Here is a 16473-nt window from a genome sequence, read left to right on the forward strand (position 1 = left end):
CGCCAGAGCTTGCAACAAAATAAAACTGCTTGATTTGTATTCAATTAGCGCCATAGACTGGATGAAATTTTAGAACTTTCGGGATCTAAAACACGCAACTCGCGGGCTTTGATCCTTCGAGTAAGCTGTTAGATGCCTCAAGAGATATCTCCATGGAATACATAAACTGGATTCAGCGCGAGTGGAACAATATTGCTAACGCTCCATTTATTTACGCAGTCACTATAGTCATTGCAGTTTTTGCGACCGTGATTATAACAAAATCTATACTTGGCGGAGAAGCTGCCGCAGCCAAAGAGAGAAGTGAGTATTTAAAGCAAAAAATCACTGATCTCGAAGGAGAGAAATCAGCCCTAATGTCTAAGCTGGAGTCTTATGGTGAAGACATTATTAAGGTGAAAGAAGAACTCAGCGCCATGCCTAGAATTCATGTCAGCAGCTCAGAGCCGGAAAACTCAAAAGAAGGTGACATTTGGATTAAAACTTAAGCGACATCTAACAATGCGCTTAAATCGCTCACTTCGTTCGCTGGGATCGGCTAAAGCCGGCCCCTTAGCTTAATCGTTAGGCATAAAAGACTGTTATTGCTATGACCATATTTCTGCTAGTCATCGGGCTTTCTCTCATTTACGTAGGAGTTTTTCTCTACGAAGACGAAGAGGCATCAATGCAAAATAAGCTCGAGGAATGGTGGATACGCATAGCTGATTCATCGAAGAATCCCAAACGACACAATGTTTTCGTTTCCCAGTCAGCGGGATCGATGTTGCAGCTGTTCAATTCCGTTCTTGGGTCGAAAGCAATATCAACTCAATTAGTCTGGGTTTCTGCAATGTATAGTGCTGCGGCTAGTCACGCCGTCTATCTATACCTAAATGTAAATCTGGTATCGCTAACTTGGAACAAACTTACTCTAAATTTTGGACCAGCTGATATAGAGTTTCGAGGGCGAGCGCTTTTTACGATAGCTCTATGTATAACTTTGGGAACATTGTATTGGAGGCGTTTAACATTTCGTAGAGACAGTTGGTGGTTGATAATGATAGGTATATTAGTTCCATCTTTTGTCTTGCCTTTGGTGCCGTATACAATTACTGGTGGTTTGCGGTTAGCACTTGTATTGTTGTTTGCGACGCTTTGCGGTATGTCCTCAATAATTGTTACGCGCACTTTACTGGCGATCACATCAGAGACAGAATCAACTGTGAGGCAACTAGGTGCTCTAGCGGTAAACGCTTTATTTGTATTGCTCTTCGTAATGGCACCAGCACTCCTAATTTTCGTTCCATATGAATGGCGGCACACTTGGGTTTCTAGTGAGTTTTGGGTATTTGGCTGGGCAGATCTGGCATTTGCAAATACCATTACGGCGATACCTGCTGCGTTTTACATCACACTTTGCATTGTTCTTCTGACGCATCGATTGGTCTGGCCACTTATCGAAAGACCAATTTATGCGTTGCAAAGACTTGGGATTTTTAAGTATCGGAAAAGCATTGCTCTGAGTGGCGCTGCACTGATTGGCTGGGGTATGTTAGGCGATGTATCCGTACTGGCTGATTGGTTGCCACAACCCCTTTCAACGCTACTAAACTTGAAATAACAATTGGCAATCAATGTCCGAAAAGGGGGCGGAGACAATTAGAGGTATATCGGGCTAATTCACTATATTTCGGTGGTTGGCAAAAAATGGCGATTATTAGCTCCGTCACCTTTTTCAGCGAGTTATGTTAAGCAAGCAAGATTGAATCGCCACCACTAAACTAGACACTTCCCAGCCGTTATTGAGAACGGTTTTCATACTCCTCCAGTTATATTAAGGTAGAACGGTATCAATACGACTGTAACTGCAGTTGCTATCAAGGTGATAAGCAGAGTAATAAACGGGGGCAGATAAAAATTAAATTCCGATGAGGTATCAGATTTAATCTTTATCTGGCTCTAAGAATTAAGGAAGTGGAAATTGTCCAATATGTTAGAAACGCAGCAACTAGATTTTGAAATTAGTGAGCTGTTTGCGAGCGTAGATATTCAGCTGGCCGAGTCGATGAAGACTTCTAAGTGCCAACATACGTTAATACATTTGTATGGGTTGGTTGCTTCTTGTGAAGCAATTAAAAACGGCATCGCTGATGCATATGAATCACACAATGTTTACGTTTCTAAATCACTGTTAAGGGTTCTGGTAGAGCACTTTTTGCGCTTCAATTATCTTTTTCTCTCCTATATTCAAAACAGTTCAGATGCTACAGCTAGAGAGTTTTCTGAATTTTGTACTTTGAAAGAAGAGATGGATAGCATAAAAGCCAACAATTTTAAGAATAAAATGCTCGGTGTTGCTGAAGTAAATTTGAATAGTGCTCTTAGAGCCAAGTTTCCGCATGCAGGGGATTTATCTAACAGGAGAATTAGCAAAATCTCTGAAAAGTGGGCGTACAAGAACATCGTTGATCTCGTATCAACGTTTGATATCGACCAAGCCGCGAATATGTCCTCATTTCTTGCTGGTTTAGTTCCGCTTTATTCTGAACTATCTTCATTTGTACATGGTGGAATTAATGCCGCTAATTATGTTAGGTGCTTAACTGCAAATGACCAAGAACAAATAATAATTAGTGACGATTATCGTAGTGCCTGCAGGATTGCTGGGTTCACCAAAGTATTTTCTACCATGATTGCTGCGCAATCCAATGCTAGTTTGCTTCCTATCGTTCTGCAGTTGAATAAACTAATGGAACAGCTTAAATCTGGCGCGAGAGCAGGAGAATAGGAGAATATGGAGTCGTAGCTATTAATAGGTAATAGCTACGAGTTAGCTACTACCTTACTGCGCTGTTTCTTCTGTTAAACGCTGTTGCAGCCGCTGCTTTACTGCCTGTGAATACATCACACAGCCGTTAGCATCGGTTAAACCCGTGCTGCTTTGCAGCCGCGTGCGCATATCACTGGCCGACGGGTGGGGCGTAAGCAGTATTTGGCACTCCAGCGCCGCCAGTTTATCAAGCCCGGCGCGGTATGCTTTTAAGTAACTAAGATGCTGGCTAAAACGGTAACTGTCGCTGCTAACCGGCGATAAGCTGTCGGCATACACCAGCACCTGACACTGATGCGCTTCACAACTGGTCCACTGCCAGCTTAAGGCGCCGGGAGTATGCCCGGGCGTTGCCACCGGCAGCAGGCTTAGCTTGCCTAAGGTAACCGGTTGGCCTGCTGTAACCAGGCCATCTACCCTAACGGCCGGGAATGGCTCGTGCATACCGGCTTGCGGATCGGCAGCATCTACCACACCACTGCTTAACACCGGCGCTGCGACAGGCGATGCCAACAGCCTGGCGCCGCTAAGTTGCTGCAGCTGCGCTAAACCGGCAACATGGTCGAAGTGCTCATGGCTTTGCAGCAGCAATTTGACATCACGCAGTGAAAAGCCAAGCGTACGGATATTGGCGGCGATGACCTCTGCACCGGCTGCGGTGGCGCCATCGATCAGAATATGGCCGCTCTCACCGGTGATCAGGATAGCGCTGATGCCACAGGTACCGACATAGTAAGTGTTGCCATAAATTTGATACGGCGGCCCGGCTTTGTCCCACTTATCCCAGTCGGTACAGCTGTTAACCCAGTCACTTGCCGGTGGGGCGGGCGGCGTTACCGTTGCTGTGCTGCAACCGGCCAGCACGGCAGTAAAGCTTAATATGCTGACAAATGAAAAATAGTGAAAACGTTTAACCAGGGGCATAACCGGCGCCTTACTATGTGGCGGTGCATCGAAGATACGCCGCCGTGGCAAATTTAATGCGCCAAACATTAGCGGGCTTTAATCCGCTTTACAACCACGTGCAGGTTCGTGAAGGCAGAAATTGAATCAACAGGAGCAGTGTTATTGATTTGGCATAGAGAACGTTACCAGCGGAAATATCAATGTCACTGGCACATCGATTGGGAACAGCTTATCGCCGCCGCTGTCACTGAGACACAGACCGCTTTTATACCAGCCAGCGCTCATGAGGCAGTGGTTGTTATATTTTATTACAAACCAATCGATTTTTTTTAAACTAATCGCTTGATTAATTGATACCCTGAGGTATCATATGGTAGCTCTGGGTTTCAAGTGAGGCGCCAGGGTATCATTGATGTGTACTTGAGGAGTCTATCCATGACAACAACAAAATTAACAGCCGCAGAAAGCGAGCTGTCGTACTTAAAACACAATGCGGTTTTTTGTTTGATTTTCGGTTTGGTAATTTCCGGTGAATTTTTATACGCGTTGCTAAAATCACTTAGTGTTGCTGGCTGGGTTATATCGCTGGTGGCGTTGCTCTATGCGGTGGCGATACTGCTACTGGTGTTTACGCTATCTAAAGTTAGCCGATACAGTGGTGGCTCTACTAAAAGGGCGTTCTGGTATGGCGATTTTAACGATGAGTTTAGTGCTTTTTTAAACCACAAAGGTTACAAGTACAGTTTTTGTACCTTGTTCTTTGTGCTGGTTGCCACCTGGGTATTTGCCGGCATTGATGACTTTTCTACCTGGTTTAGTGCTGTGCCGTTAAAGCAATATGCTGCGGCGCTGACCTGTATCGGCATGTGGGCCTATGCGGTGCCGGTGTTGCTGGGGTTGAGGGCAGATTATGAATGAGGTATTGGATAATCATATTGCTAAGCTGCGCAGCAAGCGCAAGTTATCGCAGCAAGAGCTGGCCGATGCAATAGGAGTGTCCCGTAAAACCATTAGTACCGTGGAAACCGGCCGTTTTACACCTTCAGTGGTGATAGCGTTAAAGCTGGCGCAGTTTTTTGCCGTACCCGTGGAAGCAATATTTGCCTTGCTGCCGGCTGACGAATAACAGCCGGCTATTCCGTGTCTGACATCAATAATGACATGTGTACGCCAAAACGCCGCGTTTTACTCCGCCAGATAGCGTGTATCAGATCTGGTAAGCGCGTTACTGCAACCGGAATCAATAGGGCCAGTGAAATTGCTTTTTGTGTAACCTGATGCTTTGGCGCTGCCAGCTTTCTCAACCTTGAGTAGCAAAACCAATTAGTAATAAGCGGACAAGTTTAAGAGTAGGAGTGCTATGCGGTATCTGGTTTTAATCTTGTTTGTGTTGTTGTCACAGCCGCTGCCTGCTGCGCCACTGCTTAAGCATAACGCGGTAGATTTTATCGGTTGCCAGTGGCAGGTGGGTGATAGTTACAGCATGCAGACTGATGAAGTAGGTAACCTGTATTTTGCCGATGCCAGTGGCTATCAGCAGATAGAGTTTATGCAGCAGCCTTATAACCCACGCGGCGAGGAATACATAAATACGGAGTTTATGCAGGTAAAAAAGCTCAGGGTTATAAGCAAAGATAACCGTGAGATGCGCTTTTATCAGCTGACAGAGCAGATCCCGGAACGCACGGATTCGCCATTTATCACCTTTTTCGCCGTGGCCGAAGCCGCGGCAGGCCATGTGCTGTTTTTTAATCTACCCGACAGCGAAATTAGCCGGGTGTCTGCCGGCTGTTTTTAACCGGCAACAACAGGCGGGTGTTATTGCCGTGTTATATCCTATACTCTTGCCCGTGTTACAGGCGACAACCGCTTAATCTGACAAGAGAGGCTAAATGACACAACGTGAGCGCGGTTTTTTCGGTTGGGCCTGGCGTTTTGTGCTGCTACTTGCTGTGTTATTACCGCTATTGCTGCTGGTGCTGCGCTTTGTACCGCCGCCAACATCGGCCTTTATGCTGCAAAGCCCTTATCCGGTTACACAACAGTGGGTAAGCATTGATACGTTGCCGGCGCACGTGGCGCTGGCGATGGTGGCCTCAGAAGATCAGCGTTTTCCTGAGCATTTTGGTGTTGATTTTACGGCGATAAGTGATGCGCTGGATCAGGCCGATGATGGCGATGGCCTGCGTGGCGCCAGTACCATTAGCCAGCAAACGGCGAAAAACCTGCTGCTGTGGCCGGGCCGCAGCCTGATGCGCAAAGGCCTGGAGGCTGGGTTGGCTATGAGCCTGGAAGCGATTTGGGGTAAAAAACGTATTTTAGAGGTGTATTTAAATATCGCTGAGTTTGGCAAAGGCATTTACGGTGTAGAAGCGGCCAGCCGGCATTACTTTGGCAAACCGGCCAGCAGGCTAAGCCGAAACGAAGCGGCGCGACTGGCCGTGCTGCTGCCAGGCCCGCGCACGCGTGATGCCCGCAAGTTAACGCCTTACCTGCGCCAGCGGGTTGCCTGGGTGGAGCAGCAAATGCAACAACTTGGTGCCGGCTATTTACAGCCGGTGCTTCACTAACGCGGTATCAGGTACAGTAAACGGCGGGCATAGCTGATTAATCTTGCAACGGTTAGTAGTGCCTGAGAAAAACAGCATAAAAAACGGCGACCCAAGGTCGCCGTTTTTCTACTTAATCCTGCCGCTTGTATTACCGCGGAGGCAACATCATGGCCAGGATGTTTAGCGTCATGCCCTTATATGCAATCGACGGTAATGGTAACGTCGCCATCTACTGTACCGAAGCCATCAACTGGACCATCCAATGGAGCTTCATCCGTAATGCTGCAGGTGAAGCCGCCGGGCTGGGCAATGATACGGATATCAAAGATTTCGCCATCTAACATGGTGTTGGTGAACGAGCCGGTGCCGGTGGCAAAGGCTTGGTTTTCCTGCAGCCAGCGGCCATCTTCCGGGCCAAAAGCACGCATCGCAACGGTGGTGCCGTCCAGCGGTAAACCAATTACCGTCACCGATAAGGTGCGCGGCGTGGCAACCACGTCAGCGGTACAGTTTACCGTAATGGTCACGTTGCCATTAACAATACCCAGGCCATCAACAGCGCCATCTAATGGTGACTCGCCGGTGATGCTGCAGGTAAAGCCATCCGGGTCAAGAATTTTGCGGATATCAAAGGTTTCGCCATCCAGCATGGTATTGTCAAATGCCGCAGTGCCGGTAGCAAAAGCTTTGCTTTCGGTGAGCCAGCGACCATCCAGCGGGCCGGTAGCTTGCATGGCAACGCTGCTGCCGCCAGGTAAGCCGGTCACTGTTACTGACAGTGTGCGCGGAGGAACAACCACTTCCGCTTCGCAGGTTACGCTAACGCTCACGTTGCCATCGACGATACCTAAGCCATCAACTATATCGAACAGAGGCGCTTCATCAGTGATGGTACAGAAGTAACCTTCAGGTTGTGCCTGAATGCCGATAGCAAAAGGTTCACTATCCAGCAGGGTATTGCTAAAGGCGGCAGTGCCGGTAGTGAAGGTTTTATCTTCTAACTCCCAGCGGCCATCTTCCGGGCCAAAAGCACGCATTTCAACAGTGGCGCCATCGGTAAGGCCCGTTACCGTCACTGACAGTGAGCGCGGAGTTTCATTAGTGGTACAGCTAATTGGCAAGTCGACCGGGCCGCTTACTACCGGGTTAGTTGCCTCACCATTTTCATCGGTAAAGCTCACATTTAGCTCGCACACCTGGCCAACTGGCTGGGTTTGAATCGTCAGGCTGTACTCGTCTCCCTGGATAAACTCACCGGTAAAGCTAAAGGCGCCATCTTCATTAACCAGCAGCTCCTCGTCGCCCTGTTCACTGCTTAACAGCAGTTCCAATTCACCATTTAAGCCTTCTACAGTGCCGCTGATGTTGTAGGTATTAAATTCGCAGTCAACTATCAGTTCAACATCGGCAGTACCCATGGTGCCTGTTGCGGCTGACTCATCGCGTACACTACAGGTTTGGCCGGTCGGGTTAGCCAGTACCGCCACATCAAAGGCTTCGCCTTGTTGCAGCTGCGTAGTAAAGCTAAACGGGCTGCTATCTTCAGCTGCTGTGGATATACGCAGAATATCGGTGCCGTTATTACTTAATTGCAGTGAACCTTGCAGACCATAGACAGTGCCCGTCACGTCATAGCTTACCGGCGGTGCAGTGACGGTTAGGGTAAACTCTTGCGTAGCGCCGCCCGGAAGTGTCAGGGTAATATCATAAGTGCCGGCTTCAGTGGGGGAACCTACGAGGGTATTTTGTTGCACAGTAAAGGTTTTTAGCGTGCGATCTGCCTCGCTGGCCCATACCACCTGGCCAGAGCCGGTAACAGTAACGGCTGATGCAGGGCCAGCAATAATCTCACCTTCACGATACACTACTGTGCCAGATGAACTTGTATCGCTTTCACCATCAACAGCAACAAAGCGCAGGTTGCCTTGTTTCTGCTCGCCGTTGGAATAACAGCTCGTATTGGCAAAATAAGTGCCTTGATTGGCATAACCTGCCATACCCGCAGTGCAGGAGGCTTCGCTGCTTGTATACAAAGGACGGATAGCATTCGTAAGTTCGACCAGGAAATAACTAAAGTTATTAGTTGTGGCTACGTGGATAAAGCCGTAAGCATCCGTTCCCAGCGTCTGCCAGTTACGTTCACCAACAAGCTCTATAATCTTAGTTTTATCGTTGAATGAAAAGTACTTGCGGGTAATGCTGCCATCGGTCCAGTAAAGTGTGTCGTCTTTCACCGCGATAGATCGTGCATGTCCCGGAGCTTCTCTGATTACTTCCGGCTGTGGATTACTGTCAGCCAGATTAAGCTTGTGGAAAACCGTGGTTGCGTTAGCGTCCCGACCTTTATTCTCCGCGATGTAGAGCACTCTGTTGTTAATCGTCAGACCACCGAAACCCTCGAACCCTTCACTGGGGTTAAAGACAATTTGAGGCTCTTCGTTACTATCAATACGGGTTTTATAAATCCAAAAGCTGGGCAGCCCAAACGAGGAGGTGATTGCATAGAAGTAAATATCTTCACCATCGGCTGCCATATAAGGTACGACGCCTTCAAAGTTACCTACTTTAACAGGTTGTGCCGCTGCGGTTTGTAGTTCTAACCAATCTGGTGCTCCCTCAACAGTAATTTCATAATCTCGTGCTGTTTCAGGGGTTACGGTAATATTATAACGGTACTCTTGCCCTACTACTGCAGTAGTAGGCGCAGTACTGGAGAACTCAAGGGGCGTTCGGTTGCTCTTTTCAAAAATGCAGCCTGTCATCGTCATGGATAGCAACGCTACCATGATACTGCCGCTGATGTGTTTCATATCATTATCCTTTTTTCCGCGCACACTGCGCGCGCACAAATCCTCAGATTTGCGAACATCAGCGGCCTGATTAATTTTGCCTGAAAAAGCTAAACCATAATCTGAACTGAACCTGAATTAACGGCGTCTCTATAGCATGATTTAGCCGGACAATTATCGTGCAATACCCTGAATTAAAGCAAGATACGCTGTGGCAGAAAGTCTGGTTGGAGCTGATAGAATTAACCCAACTATATGACCAAAAACAACATTATTTGCCGTACGATAATGTGTTTTATCCGGCGATATCAGAGCGCTTTATATATGAGCAATGCCTGATTAACGAAATATAAACGCGCTTTTTTCCTTTTAACCAAATCCTGGTTGAGTTTAAACCCAAGTGATGTTTTGCTTATGCCGACAAGCCCTGAAGATGACGCAGGCATCTGATGGCGAGCTGTGGTTGGGCGATAAGCAGTTTGCTGCTACGCTAAGCATTGTCAGTAAACAGCAGCCGGTTGACAGTGAGCGGCAGCATGTCGAACAAAGGAGCCGGGCAATATGAGCAGCTATACATTAATCAGCACAGTGGCAATCGGCCTGTTGTTAAGCGTAAGCGCAGCCTGTGCTGACAGTCGCGCGGCAGAGAGTGCTGCACCTGCAAGCTATCGCCACGCCGGCGAGAGCATAGGCACAGTACGCCAGGTTTATGATGGCAAGCTGTACCCGGATATTCAGGTGAATACCTTTCGCAATATCGACCGGCTGTTCCCCACCCGCACGGTAGCGCGTGGCAAAACAGTAAGTACTTTGCCGCTGAGCAAGCAGCCATTGCTGGAGTTCACTTATCAGGTTGATGGCAAGACGTATGATTTATACGACGTGCTGTCGATGAACCGTGTCAGCGGTCTGCTGATTATTCAAAACGGTGAAATTTTATTTGAGAAATACCTGCTGGGGAATGACCGGGATACGCGCTGGATGTCGATGTCGGTGGTTAAATCGATCACCGCGACCTTAATTGGCGCTGCGATACACGACGGCCATATCAGCAGTATTGATGACCCTATTGTGAACTATCTGCCGCGTTTTAACGGCACAGCTTATGATGGCGTAACGGTTAAACACCTGCTGCAAATGAGTTCCGGCGTGGCCTGGAATGAAACCTATACCGACCCGACATCAGACCGGCGGCGCATGCTGGAAGCGCAACTAAGCCAAAAGCCCAGCGCCATTCTGGATCTGATGGCAGCGCTGCCGCGCGCCGCTAAGCCCGGCACAGTGTGGAACTACAGTACCGGCGAAACCCAGCTGGCCGGCGCTTTGGTGCAAGCGGCTAGCGGCAAGCCGGTGGCGCAGTATTTGTCAGAGAAAATCTGGTCGAAGCTGGGCATGGAAGCCGACGCCAGCTGGTGGCTGCAATCGCCCGATGGTCTGGAAATCGGCGGCAGCGGTTTGTCAGCCACTCTGCGGGATTATGGCCGGCTGGGTTTGTTTTGGCTGAATGACGGCGTGATTACCGTAGACGGCAAGCCGCAGCGGGCATTGCCACAAGGCTGGATGCAGGCCGCCGCCAGCCGACAGGTTATCGGCGGCAAGACAGTTGATTACGGCTATATGCTCTGGCCGATGCACGGCAACAGTTATGCGGCAGAGGGCATTTTTGGCCAGTACGTGTTTGTCGATCCGGATGCAAAGCTGGTAGTAGCGATGTGGAGCGCACAAGCCAAACCGCTTAACCGTGCCGGGCTGGATGAATATAGTTTCCTTGAAGCACTTTCCAATTATTTTCAGTAGGTTAGCTTTGCACTTGCTGTAATGTGGCGACTCACTATACTTTTTGTTTTAAACAAAAAGATGCTGAAAAATGATAAAAACGTTAACAATGTTGCTACTGGTGGCCTGCTGCCAGCTTGCGGCTGCCAGCAAACCTGAACTGTTACTGGCTGAAGTGTATAACGGCACTATCGCGGTGCAGCAGTATTGGGTAAGCGAAAAGCTCGATGGTGTGCGCGCTTACTGGGATGGTAAACAGCTGATCTCGCGCGGTGGCAATGTTATTGCGGCACCAGCGTGGTTTGTGGCGGATTTCCCCGGCCAAAAACTGGATGGCGAGTTGTGGCTGGGCCGTAATAAGTTTGCTGAAACCTTAAGTATTGTCACTAAACATCAGCCGGTTGATAGCGAATGGCAGCAGATCCGCTATTACATTTTCGAGCTGCCGCAAGCTGAGGGCAGTTTTACCGCTCGCGTTAATGCTATGCAAGCCCTGGTTCAGCAACACAACAGCCGCTATTTAACCCTGGTGCCGCAGTTTCGTCTGGCGGATAAGGCTGCACTGCAGGCCAAACTTAGCGAGCTGGAACAGGCCGGCGCTGAGGGGTTAATGCTGCACCATCAGGATGCGTTATATAAAACCGGCAGAAGTGCTGATTTGCTGAAGCTAAAAAGCTATCAGGATACTGAAGCCGAAGTTGTCGGTTACCGGCCGGGTAAGGGTAAATATCAGGGTATGGTGGGGGCTTTAGTGGTTAAAACGCCGCAAGGTAAAGAGTTTGCCATTGGCAGTGGTTTAACCGATGAGCTGCGCCGCACACCGCCACAAATTGGTGCTGTGGTGACTTACCGCTATAACGGCCTGACCAAACACGGCTTACCGCGTTTTGCGCGGTTTTTGCGCGTGCGGCAAGAGTTTTAAAACGACGTTAACTTAACCCGGCCCGGCTGCTGATGTGCAAAACTTGAACTTGACGACAAACTTTGCCAAACTGCGCCGGTTTTACCCTTCTGTTGAAGTGAGGACGACCTCACCGCTCTATCTCTATCGGGGACGGCCCCTGGATAAGATGGGGTGTGTCTGTGTACTGGTTTATTTTAATTATTGCCGGCGTGCTGGAAGCCGGTTGGCTGATTGGCATTGAGAAGTCCGCTGCGTTCAGCAAAATTCCGTATGTGATCTTCGCCGTACTGTGTATGACCAGCAGCCTGGTGCTGTTTGGTATATCACTGAAACAGATACCGGCCAGCCATGCCTATTTAGTTTGGCTGGCGGTGGGTGTGTTGTCTATTAGCGTTATTAAGTATTACTTTTTCGGCCAGAGCATCAGCGCCACGCAGCTGTTGTGCTTCGGGCTTATTGTGGCCGGAGTAGTGGGGCTGAAACTAACAGCTTAACTGACGACAAAGCCAGCCGAAAAACAAAACTGCGACATATGTCGCAGTTTTTGCTTGACTTAGCTGTGACATATGTCGCACTCTAGGCGTATTGATTTGTAGCTTACAGCAACCTTATGCAACAACCTACTGCGCCGGAACTGGAAATTCTTAAGTTACTTTGGTTAAAGCAACCGCTGACAGCGCGCGAGCTGCATGACGAGCTGGCACCTATGCTGGGCTGGGGCTATTCCTCTACCCGCAAAACCCTGGAACGCATGGGCGCTAAAGGTTTTATCGTCTGTGACAGCCAGGGCAATAAAAACCGTTATCGCGCCTTGCTGGACAAAATGCCGACGCTGGCCGCTTATGTGCAGGATTTTGCCAACCGGGTGTTTGAAATAAAAGGCCCGGTACCGGTGGCGATGTTTGCCAACAGCAAATTGATCAATGCCAGTGAAATAGCCGATTTAGAAAAGTTGCTGCAGCAGTTAGCCGGGCCAGAGCCGAAGCTACTGCAAGGCAAGGGCGACTAAGATGGCGCAGCAACTGCTGATATCGCTGCTACTTTGCAGTGTCTGGGCCGGGCTACTGTGGCTGGCCTGTAAGGTATTACTGAAGAAAATTCCGGGCTTACAGCAATGGCCAATGTTTTACTGGTGTGTGCTGGGCTTATGTTTTTTGCCGTTACTGCCACTACCACAGCTGGGCCAGCACTGGACTATTCCGTCTGCTTTGCTACAAGATACCGTCTATTCAATGCAAACCCTGGCCGCACAACCGGCACACCCCAACCTTAGCCGGCCGCCAGCGGTTAGGGCGCTGTTTTGGCGCATACTAATGGGGTTGGTATTATTGATCAGCCTGTGGCAGTTGTGGCGGGTGCTGCAGCAATGGCAGCGGTTACAACAGCTGATAACGCTGACCGAGCCACTAAACGCGGCAACCTTGTTAAGCCCGACGCAGTTGGCAGCGGTACCACAAAATATTGAGATCCGCCAAACTCAGGCGGCTATCTCGCCTTTTATTGCAGGCTGGAGCCGCCTGGTATTGGTGCTGCCAGCCTATATCTGGCAACTGTCTGCGCAGCAACGTCAACTCTTGGTAGCGCATGAACTGGTGCACCTGCACAGGCGCGATCCGCAGCAATTATTAATAATGCGCATTCTGGTCGCCTTTTTTTGGTTTAGCCCGGCGCTGCGGCAAATAGAGCAAGCGTTTATCCGCAGTATTGAACTGGCGGTTGATCAAGCGGTGTTAGCAAAACAACCGGAGCTGGCGGCCCTTTATGGTCAGACATTACTGAGCAGTTTAAAGCTGAGCCAGGCCGGACATTTATCCGCGTTAACAGCAGGATTTATTCACGACAATGCCGACACGAACTTTTACCGGCAACGTTTGCTGCAGTTATTTCAACCGGCACCGCGGCTGTCTGGCGGGCAAAGATGGCGTATCAGCATAGTGTTTGCCGGCGCCGTGTTTTCGCTGCAGCTGAGCAGCTCTGCGCTCAGCTACAGCGAGCCACCGCAACAATGGCTGTTGCCTGTTGGCAAGCAGCCGGTAACGTCTTTTTATGCGGAAAAACATCCGTTCCGGCAAAACCGGCCGCATCAGGGCGTGGATTTTGGTGCTGCAACGGGGGCAACTATTACCGCAAGCCAAAAGGGCAAAGTGTTAATTGCCGATGATAGCAGCCTGAACAGGCGATATGGCAAAGTGGTGTTAATTGACCATGGCCATGGCTATCAAACGCTTTATGCCCATCTGAATGATTTTCATATTATTGCCGGCCAGACTGTGCAAGCCGGCGAGCCAATCGGAACCGTGGGCACCACAGGCCGGGTAACCGGGCCGCACCTGCATTTTGAAATACTGCTAAATGGCCGGCAACAAAACCCGGCGGTTTACTTGCAACTGGAATAGCGCAGGCGGCCTTTTTCTGCGGTGAGCAACACAAGTCGATTAAACCATTATTAAACCAGGATGGAACACTACCCCATGGCCATAACTGTACCGCAGATTGCTGCGAGTCTTCCTCTGATGCACCGCCGCGCGATGTTACTACTTTTGCTGCTGTCTGGCGTTATTGTGTTGTGGCCTGGCCCGCGACATAACACCACACCGGCCTCTGCCGTAGTATTGCCCATTTTGATAACAGAAGGGTGGCAGCAGGCAGAGAACGTAAAGCACCAGATACAACAATTGCAGCACGTACTTGTGGCAGGGCTGAAAGTGCAACCCCAAGATGACCGGGTACGGCATTATGCCATCGGGCAGGGCGATAGCTTAAGCGGCATTTTTTCCAGCCAGGGTTTTAGCCAGCAACAAATGCAGCAGGTGATGGCTGCCGACCAATCGTTATTGGCGCTGGATGTGCTGCGCCCGGGCCATCGGCTGACATTTCAACTGGATGATCTGCAGCAGCTGCAAGCGATGGAGCTGTTTGTGCATGCCGGCAACCGGGTGCTGTATCAACGTGATGACGATGGTGAGTTTAGTTATCAGGAGCTGCTGAATGCCGGTGAGTGGCACAGTAGCATCGTAGCTGGCGTTATCAATGGCAGCTTTTATGCTTCAGCAAAACAGGCCGGCCTCAGCGATGCCGAAATTGCCACGGTGCATCAGTTGTTTCAGGATCGACTTAATTTTTCCCGCGATATCCGGGCTGGTGCCCGTTTTCAGGTAGTGCGCAGTGACAATTATGTCGGGGCTGAAGCCACCGGCCAAAGCCGCATTGACGGCGTGCGGCTGTTTAACCAGCGGCAACAGCTGAGTGCATTTTTGCATGACAACGGCCAGTATTATGATGCCAATGGCGAAAGTTTAGAACGTGCTTTTATGCGGCTGCCATTAGCCCGTAAGTTTCGCATCAGTGATCGTTTTAACCCGCGCCGCTTGCACCCGGTTAGCGGCAGGGTGCAGCCACACAATGGCACCGACTTCGCTACCCCTACCGGCACAGCGGTACTGGCTGCAGCTGAAGGTACGGTGATCCGGGTGGAAAAGCATCCGTTTGCCGGGCGCTACATTGAAATTCAGCACCATGGCCAATACAAAACCCGCTATTTGCACCTGAGTAACAGTCTGGTGCGTAAAGGCCAGCGGGTAGAGCGTGGCCAGCGTATCGCGTTGTCAGGCGCCAGCGGCCGTGTTACCGGCGCGCACCTACACTATGAGTTGCACATCAACAACCGGCCGGTAAACCCGATGACGGCCGACATTCCGCTGGCCGAGCCGATCCCGGATAACAGCCGCGCGGCTTTTTTTGAGAGCGTCAGTTTTATGATCAAACAAATGGATGAAGAAACCTTGCTGGCGCAGCTGCACTAAATATGCAGCGCCCGGCTATTGGCCCCACTTCATTTCGCCCATGATCACTTTGGCGCTTAAAGCTAAAATGCTGTCGCCACCGATCGCCGGATAAGAGGCTTTCATTTTGGCAATAAGCTCTGCCGAGTCAGCTGAAGCGGCCGCAGCGGCTTCAAAGTCGCGGATATATTGGCGGGTAAAGTCTACTGCTTGCATGGTTAACGGCTTATCGCCCGGCATATGTCCCGGGATCACCGTGTCCGGCTGCAGTTTTGCTATCACATCTAAGGTTTGATACCAGTTCTGCCGCGACTCTGCTGTTTGGCTGTCGGCTAAAAATACATGCATATTGTCAAATATGACCACGCCACCCAGTACCGTTTTGCCCGATGGTAGCCAAACAAAACTATGCTTAGGGTCGTGACCATTCAGGCCAACGATTTTAACCTGCTCGCCGTCAACCAGTAAGGTATCGCCTTGCAATACCTCTGGCACTATCAACTGCTGCGGTGCATTGTGTTTTAGAATTGGCCCCCAATAGGCTTTTTTCGGCTCCATCGTGGCTTTAATGTATTTTTGTGTTTCAGCCGAGGCCAGCACTTTGGCAGCGGGAAATGCAGCGCTGATCACATCTAAACCAAAGTAATAGTCCGGATCACCATGGCTGATATATATGCTGGTAAGCGTTTTGCCGGATTGTTTAATCAGCTCCACTACCGATTGTGCATCGTTGCGTTGAAACTGAGCATCGACGAGGATGGCTTCAGTTTTGCCGCTGATTAACACCGAACTGACCGGAAAGATACTTTTGTCTTGTGGATTAAATACTGTGGTTTGCAAGCTGTCGCTGGCGGCATGGCTTGACACCGATACCATGGCGGCCATGGCGCCGGCCTGAACTACTTTAGCTATAAATTTCATCATTACCTCTGCGGTGTTGGGTTGGCATTAC

18 protein-coding genes are annotated in these 16473 nt (G+C 49.8%); 15 read left to right on the forward strand and 3 right to left on the reverse strand.

The features are described 5' to 3' along the window. Nucleotides 1-152: 152 nt before the first annotated feature. The 3 genes from Q8O77_RS06940 (at nt 153) to Q8O77_RS06950 (ending at nt 2770) form a co-directional block, all read left to right on the forward strand. A complete protein-coding gene (locus tag Q8O77_RS06940; RefSeq protein ID WP_305552124.1) occupies nt 153-488 on the forward strand; it encodes a hypothetical protein in 336 nt (111 codons plus the stop codon). Nucleotides 489-1039: 551 nt separating this feature from the next. Further along, complete coding sequence (locus Q8O77_RS06945) at nt 1040-1603, forward strand: hypothetical protein (protein WP_305552125.1); 564 nt, start codon at nt 1040-1042, stop codon at nt 1601-1603. 369 nt (nt 1604-1972) lie between these two features. Beyond that, nucleotides 1973-2770: a DUF5677 domain-containing protein gene (locus Q8O77_RS06950; RefSeq protein WP_305552845.1), complete on the forward strand. Its 798-nt coding sequence runs from the start codon at nt 1973-1975 to the stop codon at nt 2768-2770. Between the two features lie 54 nt (nt 2771-2824). On the opposite strand, the gene bla is transcribed toward Q8O77_RS06950, so the two are convergent. Beyond that, entirely contained in the window at nt 2825-3736 is a 912-nt protein-coding gene (gene bla / locus Q8O77_RS06955; protein WP_305552126.1) for a subclass B3 metallo-beta-lactamase, read from the reverse strand. Between the two features lie 417 nt (nt 3737-4153). Here bla and Q8O77_RS06960 point away from each other — a divergent pair, with 417 nt between their 5' ends. The 4 genes from Q8O77_RS06960 to mtgA all read left to right on the forward strand — a co-directional run bounded on the left by Q8O77_RS06960 (nt 4154) and on the right by mtgA (nt 6288). After that, nucleotides 4154-4636 (forward strand): hypothetical protein, encoded by a 483-nt coding sequence (locus Q8O77_RS06960; RefSeq protein ID WP_305552127.1) that lies wholly within the window; start codon nt 4154-4156, stop codon nt 4634-4636. Next, on the forward strand, nt 4629-4844 hold the full coding sequence (locus Q8O77_RS06965) for a helix-turn-helix transcriptional regulator (RefSeq protein WP_305552128.1): 216 nt from the start codon (nt 4629-4631) through the stop codon (nt 4842-4844). The genes Q8O77_RS06960 and Q8O77_RS06965 overlap by 8 nt, the downstream gene beginning before the upstream one ends. A gap of 234 nt (nt 4845-5078) precedes the next feature. After that, nucleotides 5079-5516 carry a hypothetical protein gene (locus tag Q8O77_RS06970; protein ID WP_305552129.1) on the forward strand — a complete coding sequence of 146 codons (438 nt, stop codon included), beginning with the start codon at nt 5079-5081 and terminating at the stop codon, nt 5514-5516. 94 nt (nt 5517-5610) lie between these two features. Further along, nucleotides 5611-6288 carry a monofunctional biosynthetic peptidoglycan transglycosylase gene (gene mtgA, locus Q8O77_RS06975; RefSeq protein WP_305552130.1) on the forward strand — a complete coding sequence of 226 codons (678 nt, stop codon included), beginning with the start codon at nt 5611-5613 and terminating at the stop codon, nt 6286-6288. 176 nt (nt 6289-6464) lie between these two features. On the opposite strand, the gene Q8O77_RS06980 is transcribed toward mtgA, so the two are convergent. Next, on the reverse strand, nt 6465-9080 hold the full coding sequence (locus tag Q8O77_RS06980) for a hypothetical protein (RefSeq protein ID WP_305552131.1): 2616 nt from the start codon (nt 9078-9080) through the stop codon (nt 6465-6467). Nucleotides 9081-9238: 158 nt separating this feature from the next. Between Q8O77_RS06980 and Q8O77_RS06985 the strand changes: the two genes are divergently transcribed. The 8 genes from Q8O77_RS06985 (at nt 9239) to Q8O77_RS07020 (ending at nt 15542) form a co-directional block, all read left to right on the forward strand. Further along, nucleotides 9239-9412: a hypothetical protein gene (locus Q8O77_RS06985; protein WP_305552132.1), complete on the forward strand. Its 174-nt coding sequence runs from the start codon at nt 9239-9241 to the stop codon at nt 9410-9412. Between the two features lie 80 nt (nt 9413-9492). Next, the gene (locus Q8O77_RS06990; protein ID WP_305552133.1) at nt 9493-9624 is read left to right on the forward strand and encodes a hypothetical protein; all 132 of its coding nucleotides are present in this window, start codon (nt 9493-9495) and stop codon (nt 9622-9624) included. Continuing rightward, nucleotides 9621-10856, forward strand: coding sequence for a serine hydrolase (locus Q8O77_RS06995; protein ID WP_305552134.1), 1236 nt, complete (start codon nt 9621-9623; stop codon nt 10854-10856). The genes Q8O77_RS06990 and Q8O77_RS06995 overlap by 4 nt, the downstream gene beginning before the upstream one ends. A gap of 70 nt (nt 10857-10926) precedes the next feature. Then, entirely contained in the window at nt 10927-11757 is an 831-nt protein-coding gene (locus tag Q8O77_RS07000) for a DNA ligase (protein ID WP_305552135.1), read from the forward strand. A 161-nt stretch (nt 11758-11918) separates the two neighbouring features. After that, nucleotides 11919-12233: a multidrug efflux SMR transporter gene (locus tag Q8O77_RS07005; protein WP_305552136.1), complete on the forward strand. Its 315-nt coding sequence runs from the start codon at nt 11919-11921 to the stop codon at nt 12231-12233. Between the two features lie 116 nt (nt 12234-12349). Continuing rightward, the gene (locus Q8O77_RS07010; RefSeq protein ID WP_305552137.1) at nt 12350-12748 is read left to right on the forward strand and encodes a BlaI/MecI/CopY family transcriptional regulator; all 399 of its coding nucleotides are present in this window, start codon (nt 12350-12352) and stop codon (nt 12746-12748) included. A 1-nt stretch (nt 12749) separates the two neighbouring features. Beyond that, complete coding sequence (locus tag Q8O77_RS07015; protein WP_305552138.1) at nt 12750-14135, forward strand: M23/M56 family metallopeptidase; 1386 nt, start codon at nt 12750-12752, stop codon at nt 14133-14135. A 75-nt stretch (nt 14136-14210) separates the two neighbouring features. Beyond that, nucleotides 14211-15542, forward strand: a complete 1332-nt coding sequence (locus tag Q8O77_RS07020) for a peptidoglycan DD-metalloendopeptidase family protein (RefSeq protein WP_305552139.1) — start codon at nt 14211-14213, stop codon at nt 15540-15542. Nucleotides 15543-15557: 15 nt separating this feature from the next. Here Q8O77_RS07020 and Q8O77_RS07025 read toward each other — a convergent pair whose 3' ends face one another. Next, nucleotides 15558-16445 carry an MBL fold metallo-hydrolase gene (locus tag Q8O77_RS07025; RefSeq protein ID WP_305552140.1) on the reverse strand — a complete coding sequence of 296 codons (888 nt, stop codon included), beginning with the start codon at nt 16443-16445 and terminating at the stop codon, nt 15558-15560. Nucleotides 16446-16473 lie beyond the last annotated feature (28 nt).

Source organism: Rheinheimera sp. (assembly GCF_030690345.1).
Taxonomy (GTDB): domain Bacteria; phylum Pseudomonadota; class Gammaproteobacteria; order Enterobacterales; family Alteromonadaceae; genus Alishewanella.

Coding starts and splice junctions, on each gene's coding strand:
- Q8O77_RS06940 (WP_305552124.1), top strand. CDS start 153: ATGGAATACATAAACTGGATTCAGCGCGAGTGGAACAATATTGCTAAC.
- Q8O77_RS06945 (WP_305552125.1), top strand. CDS start 1,040: ATGATAGGTATATTAGTTCCATCTTTTGTCTTGCCTTTGGTGCCGTAT.
- Q8O77_RS06950 (WP_305552845.1), top strand. CDS start 1,973: ATGTTAGAAACGCAGCAACTAGATTTTGAAATTAGTGAGCTGTTTGCG.
- bla (WP_305552126.1), bottom strand. CDS start 3,736: ATGCCCCTGGTTAAACGTTTTCACTATTTTTCATTTGTCAGCATATTA.
- Q8O77_RS06960 (WP_305552127.1), top strand. CDS start 4,154: ATGACAACAACAAAATTAACAGCCGCAGAAAGCGAGCTGTCGTACTTA.
- Q8O77_RS06965 (WP_305552128.1), top strand. CDS start 4,629: ATGAATGAGGTATTGGATAATCATATTGCTAAGCTGCGCAGCAAGCGC.
- Q8O77_RS06970 (WP_305552129.1), top strand. CDS start 5,079: ATGCGGTATCTGGTTTTAATCTTGTTTGTGTTGTTGTCACAGCCGCTG.
- mtgA (WP_305552130.1), top strand. CDS start 5,611: ATGACACAACGTGAGCGCGGTTTTTTCGGTTGGGCCTGGCGTTTTGTG.
- Q8O77_RS06980 (WP_305552131.1), bottom strand. CDS start 9,080: ATGAAACACATCAGCGGCAGTATCATGGTAGCGTTGCTATCCATGACG.
- Q8O77_RS06990 (WP_305552133.1), top strand. CDS start 9,493: ATGACGCAGGCATCTGATGGCGAGCTGTGGTTGGGCGATAAGCAGTTT.
- Q8O77_RS06995 (WP_305552134.1), top strand. CDS start 9,621: ATGAGCAGCTATACATTAATCAGCACAGTGGCAATCGGCCTGTTGTTA.
- Q8O77_RS07000 (WP_305552135.1), top strand. CDS start 10,927: ATGATAAAAACGTTAACAATGTTGCTACTGGTGGCCTGCTGCCAGCTT.
- Q8O77_RS07010 (WP_305552137.1), top strand. CDS start 12,350: ATGCAACAACCTACTGCGCCGGAACTGGAAATTCTTAAGTTACTTTGG.
- Q8O77_RS07015 (WP_305552138.1), top strand. CDS start 12,750: ATGGCGCAGCAACTGCTGATATCGCTGCTACTTTGCAGTGTCTGGGCC.
- Q8O77_RS07020 (WP_305552139.1), top strand. CDS start 14,211: ATGGCCATAACTGTACCGCAGATTGCTGCGAGTCTTCCTCTGATGCAC.
- Q8O77_RS07025 (WP_305552140.1), bottom strand. CDS start 16,445: ATGATGAAATTTATAGCTAAAGTAGTTCAGGCCGGCGCCATGGCCGCC.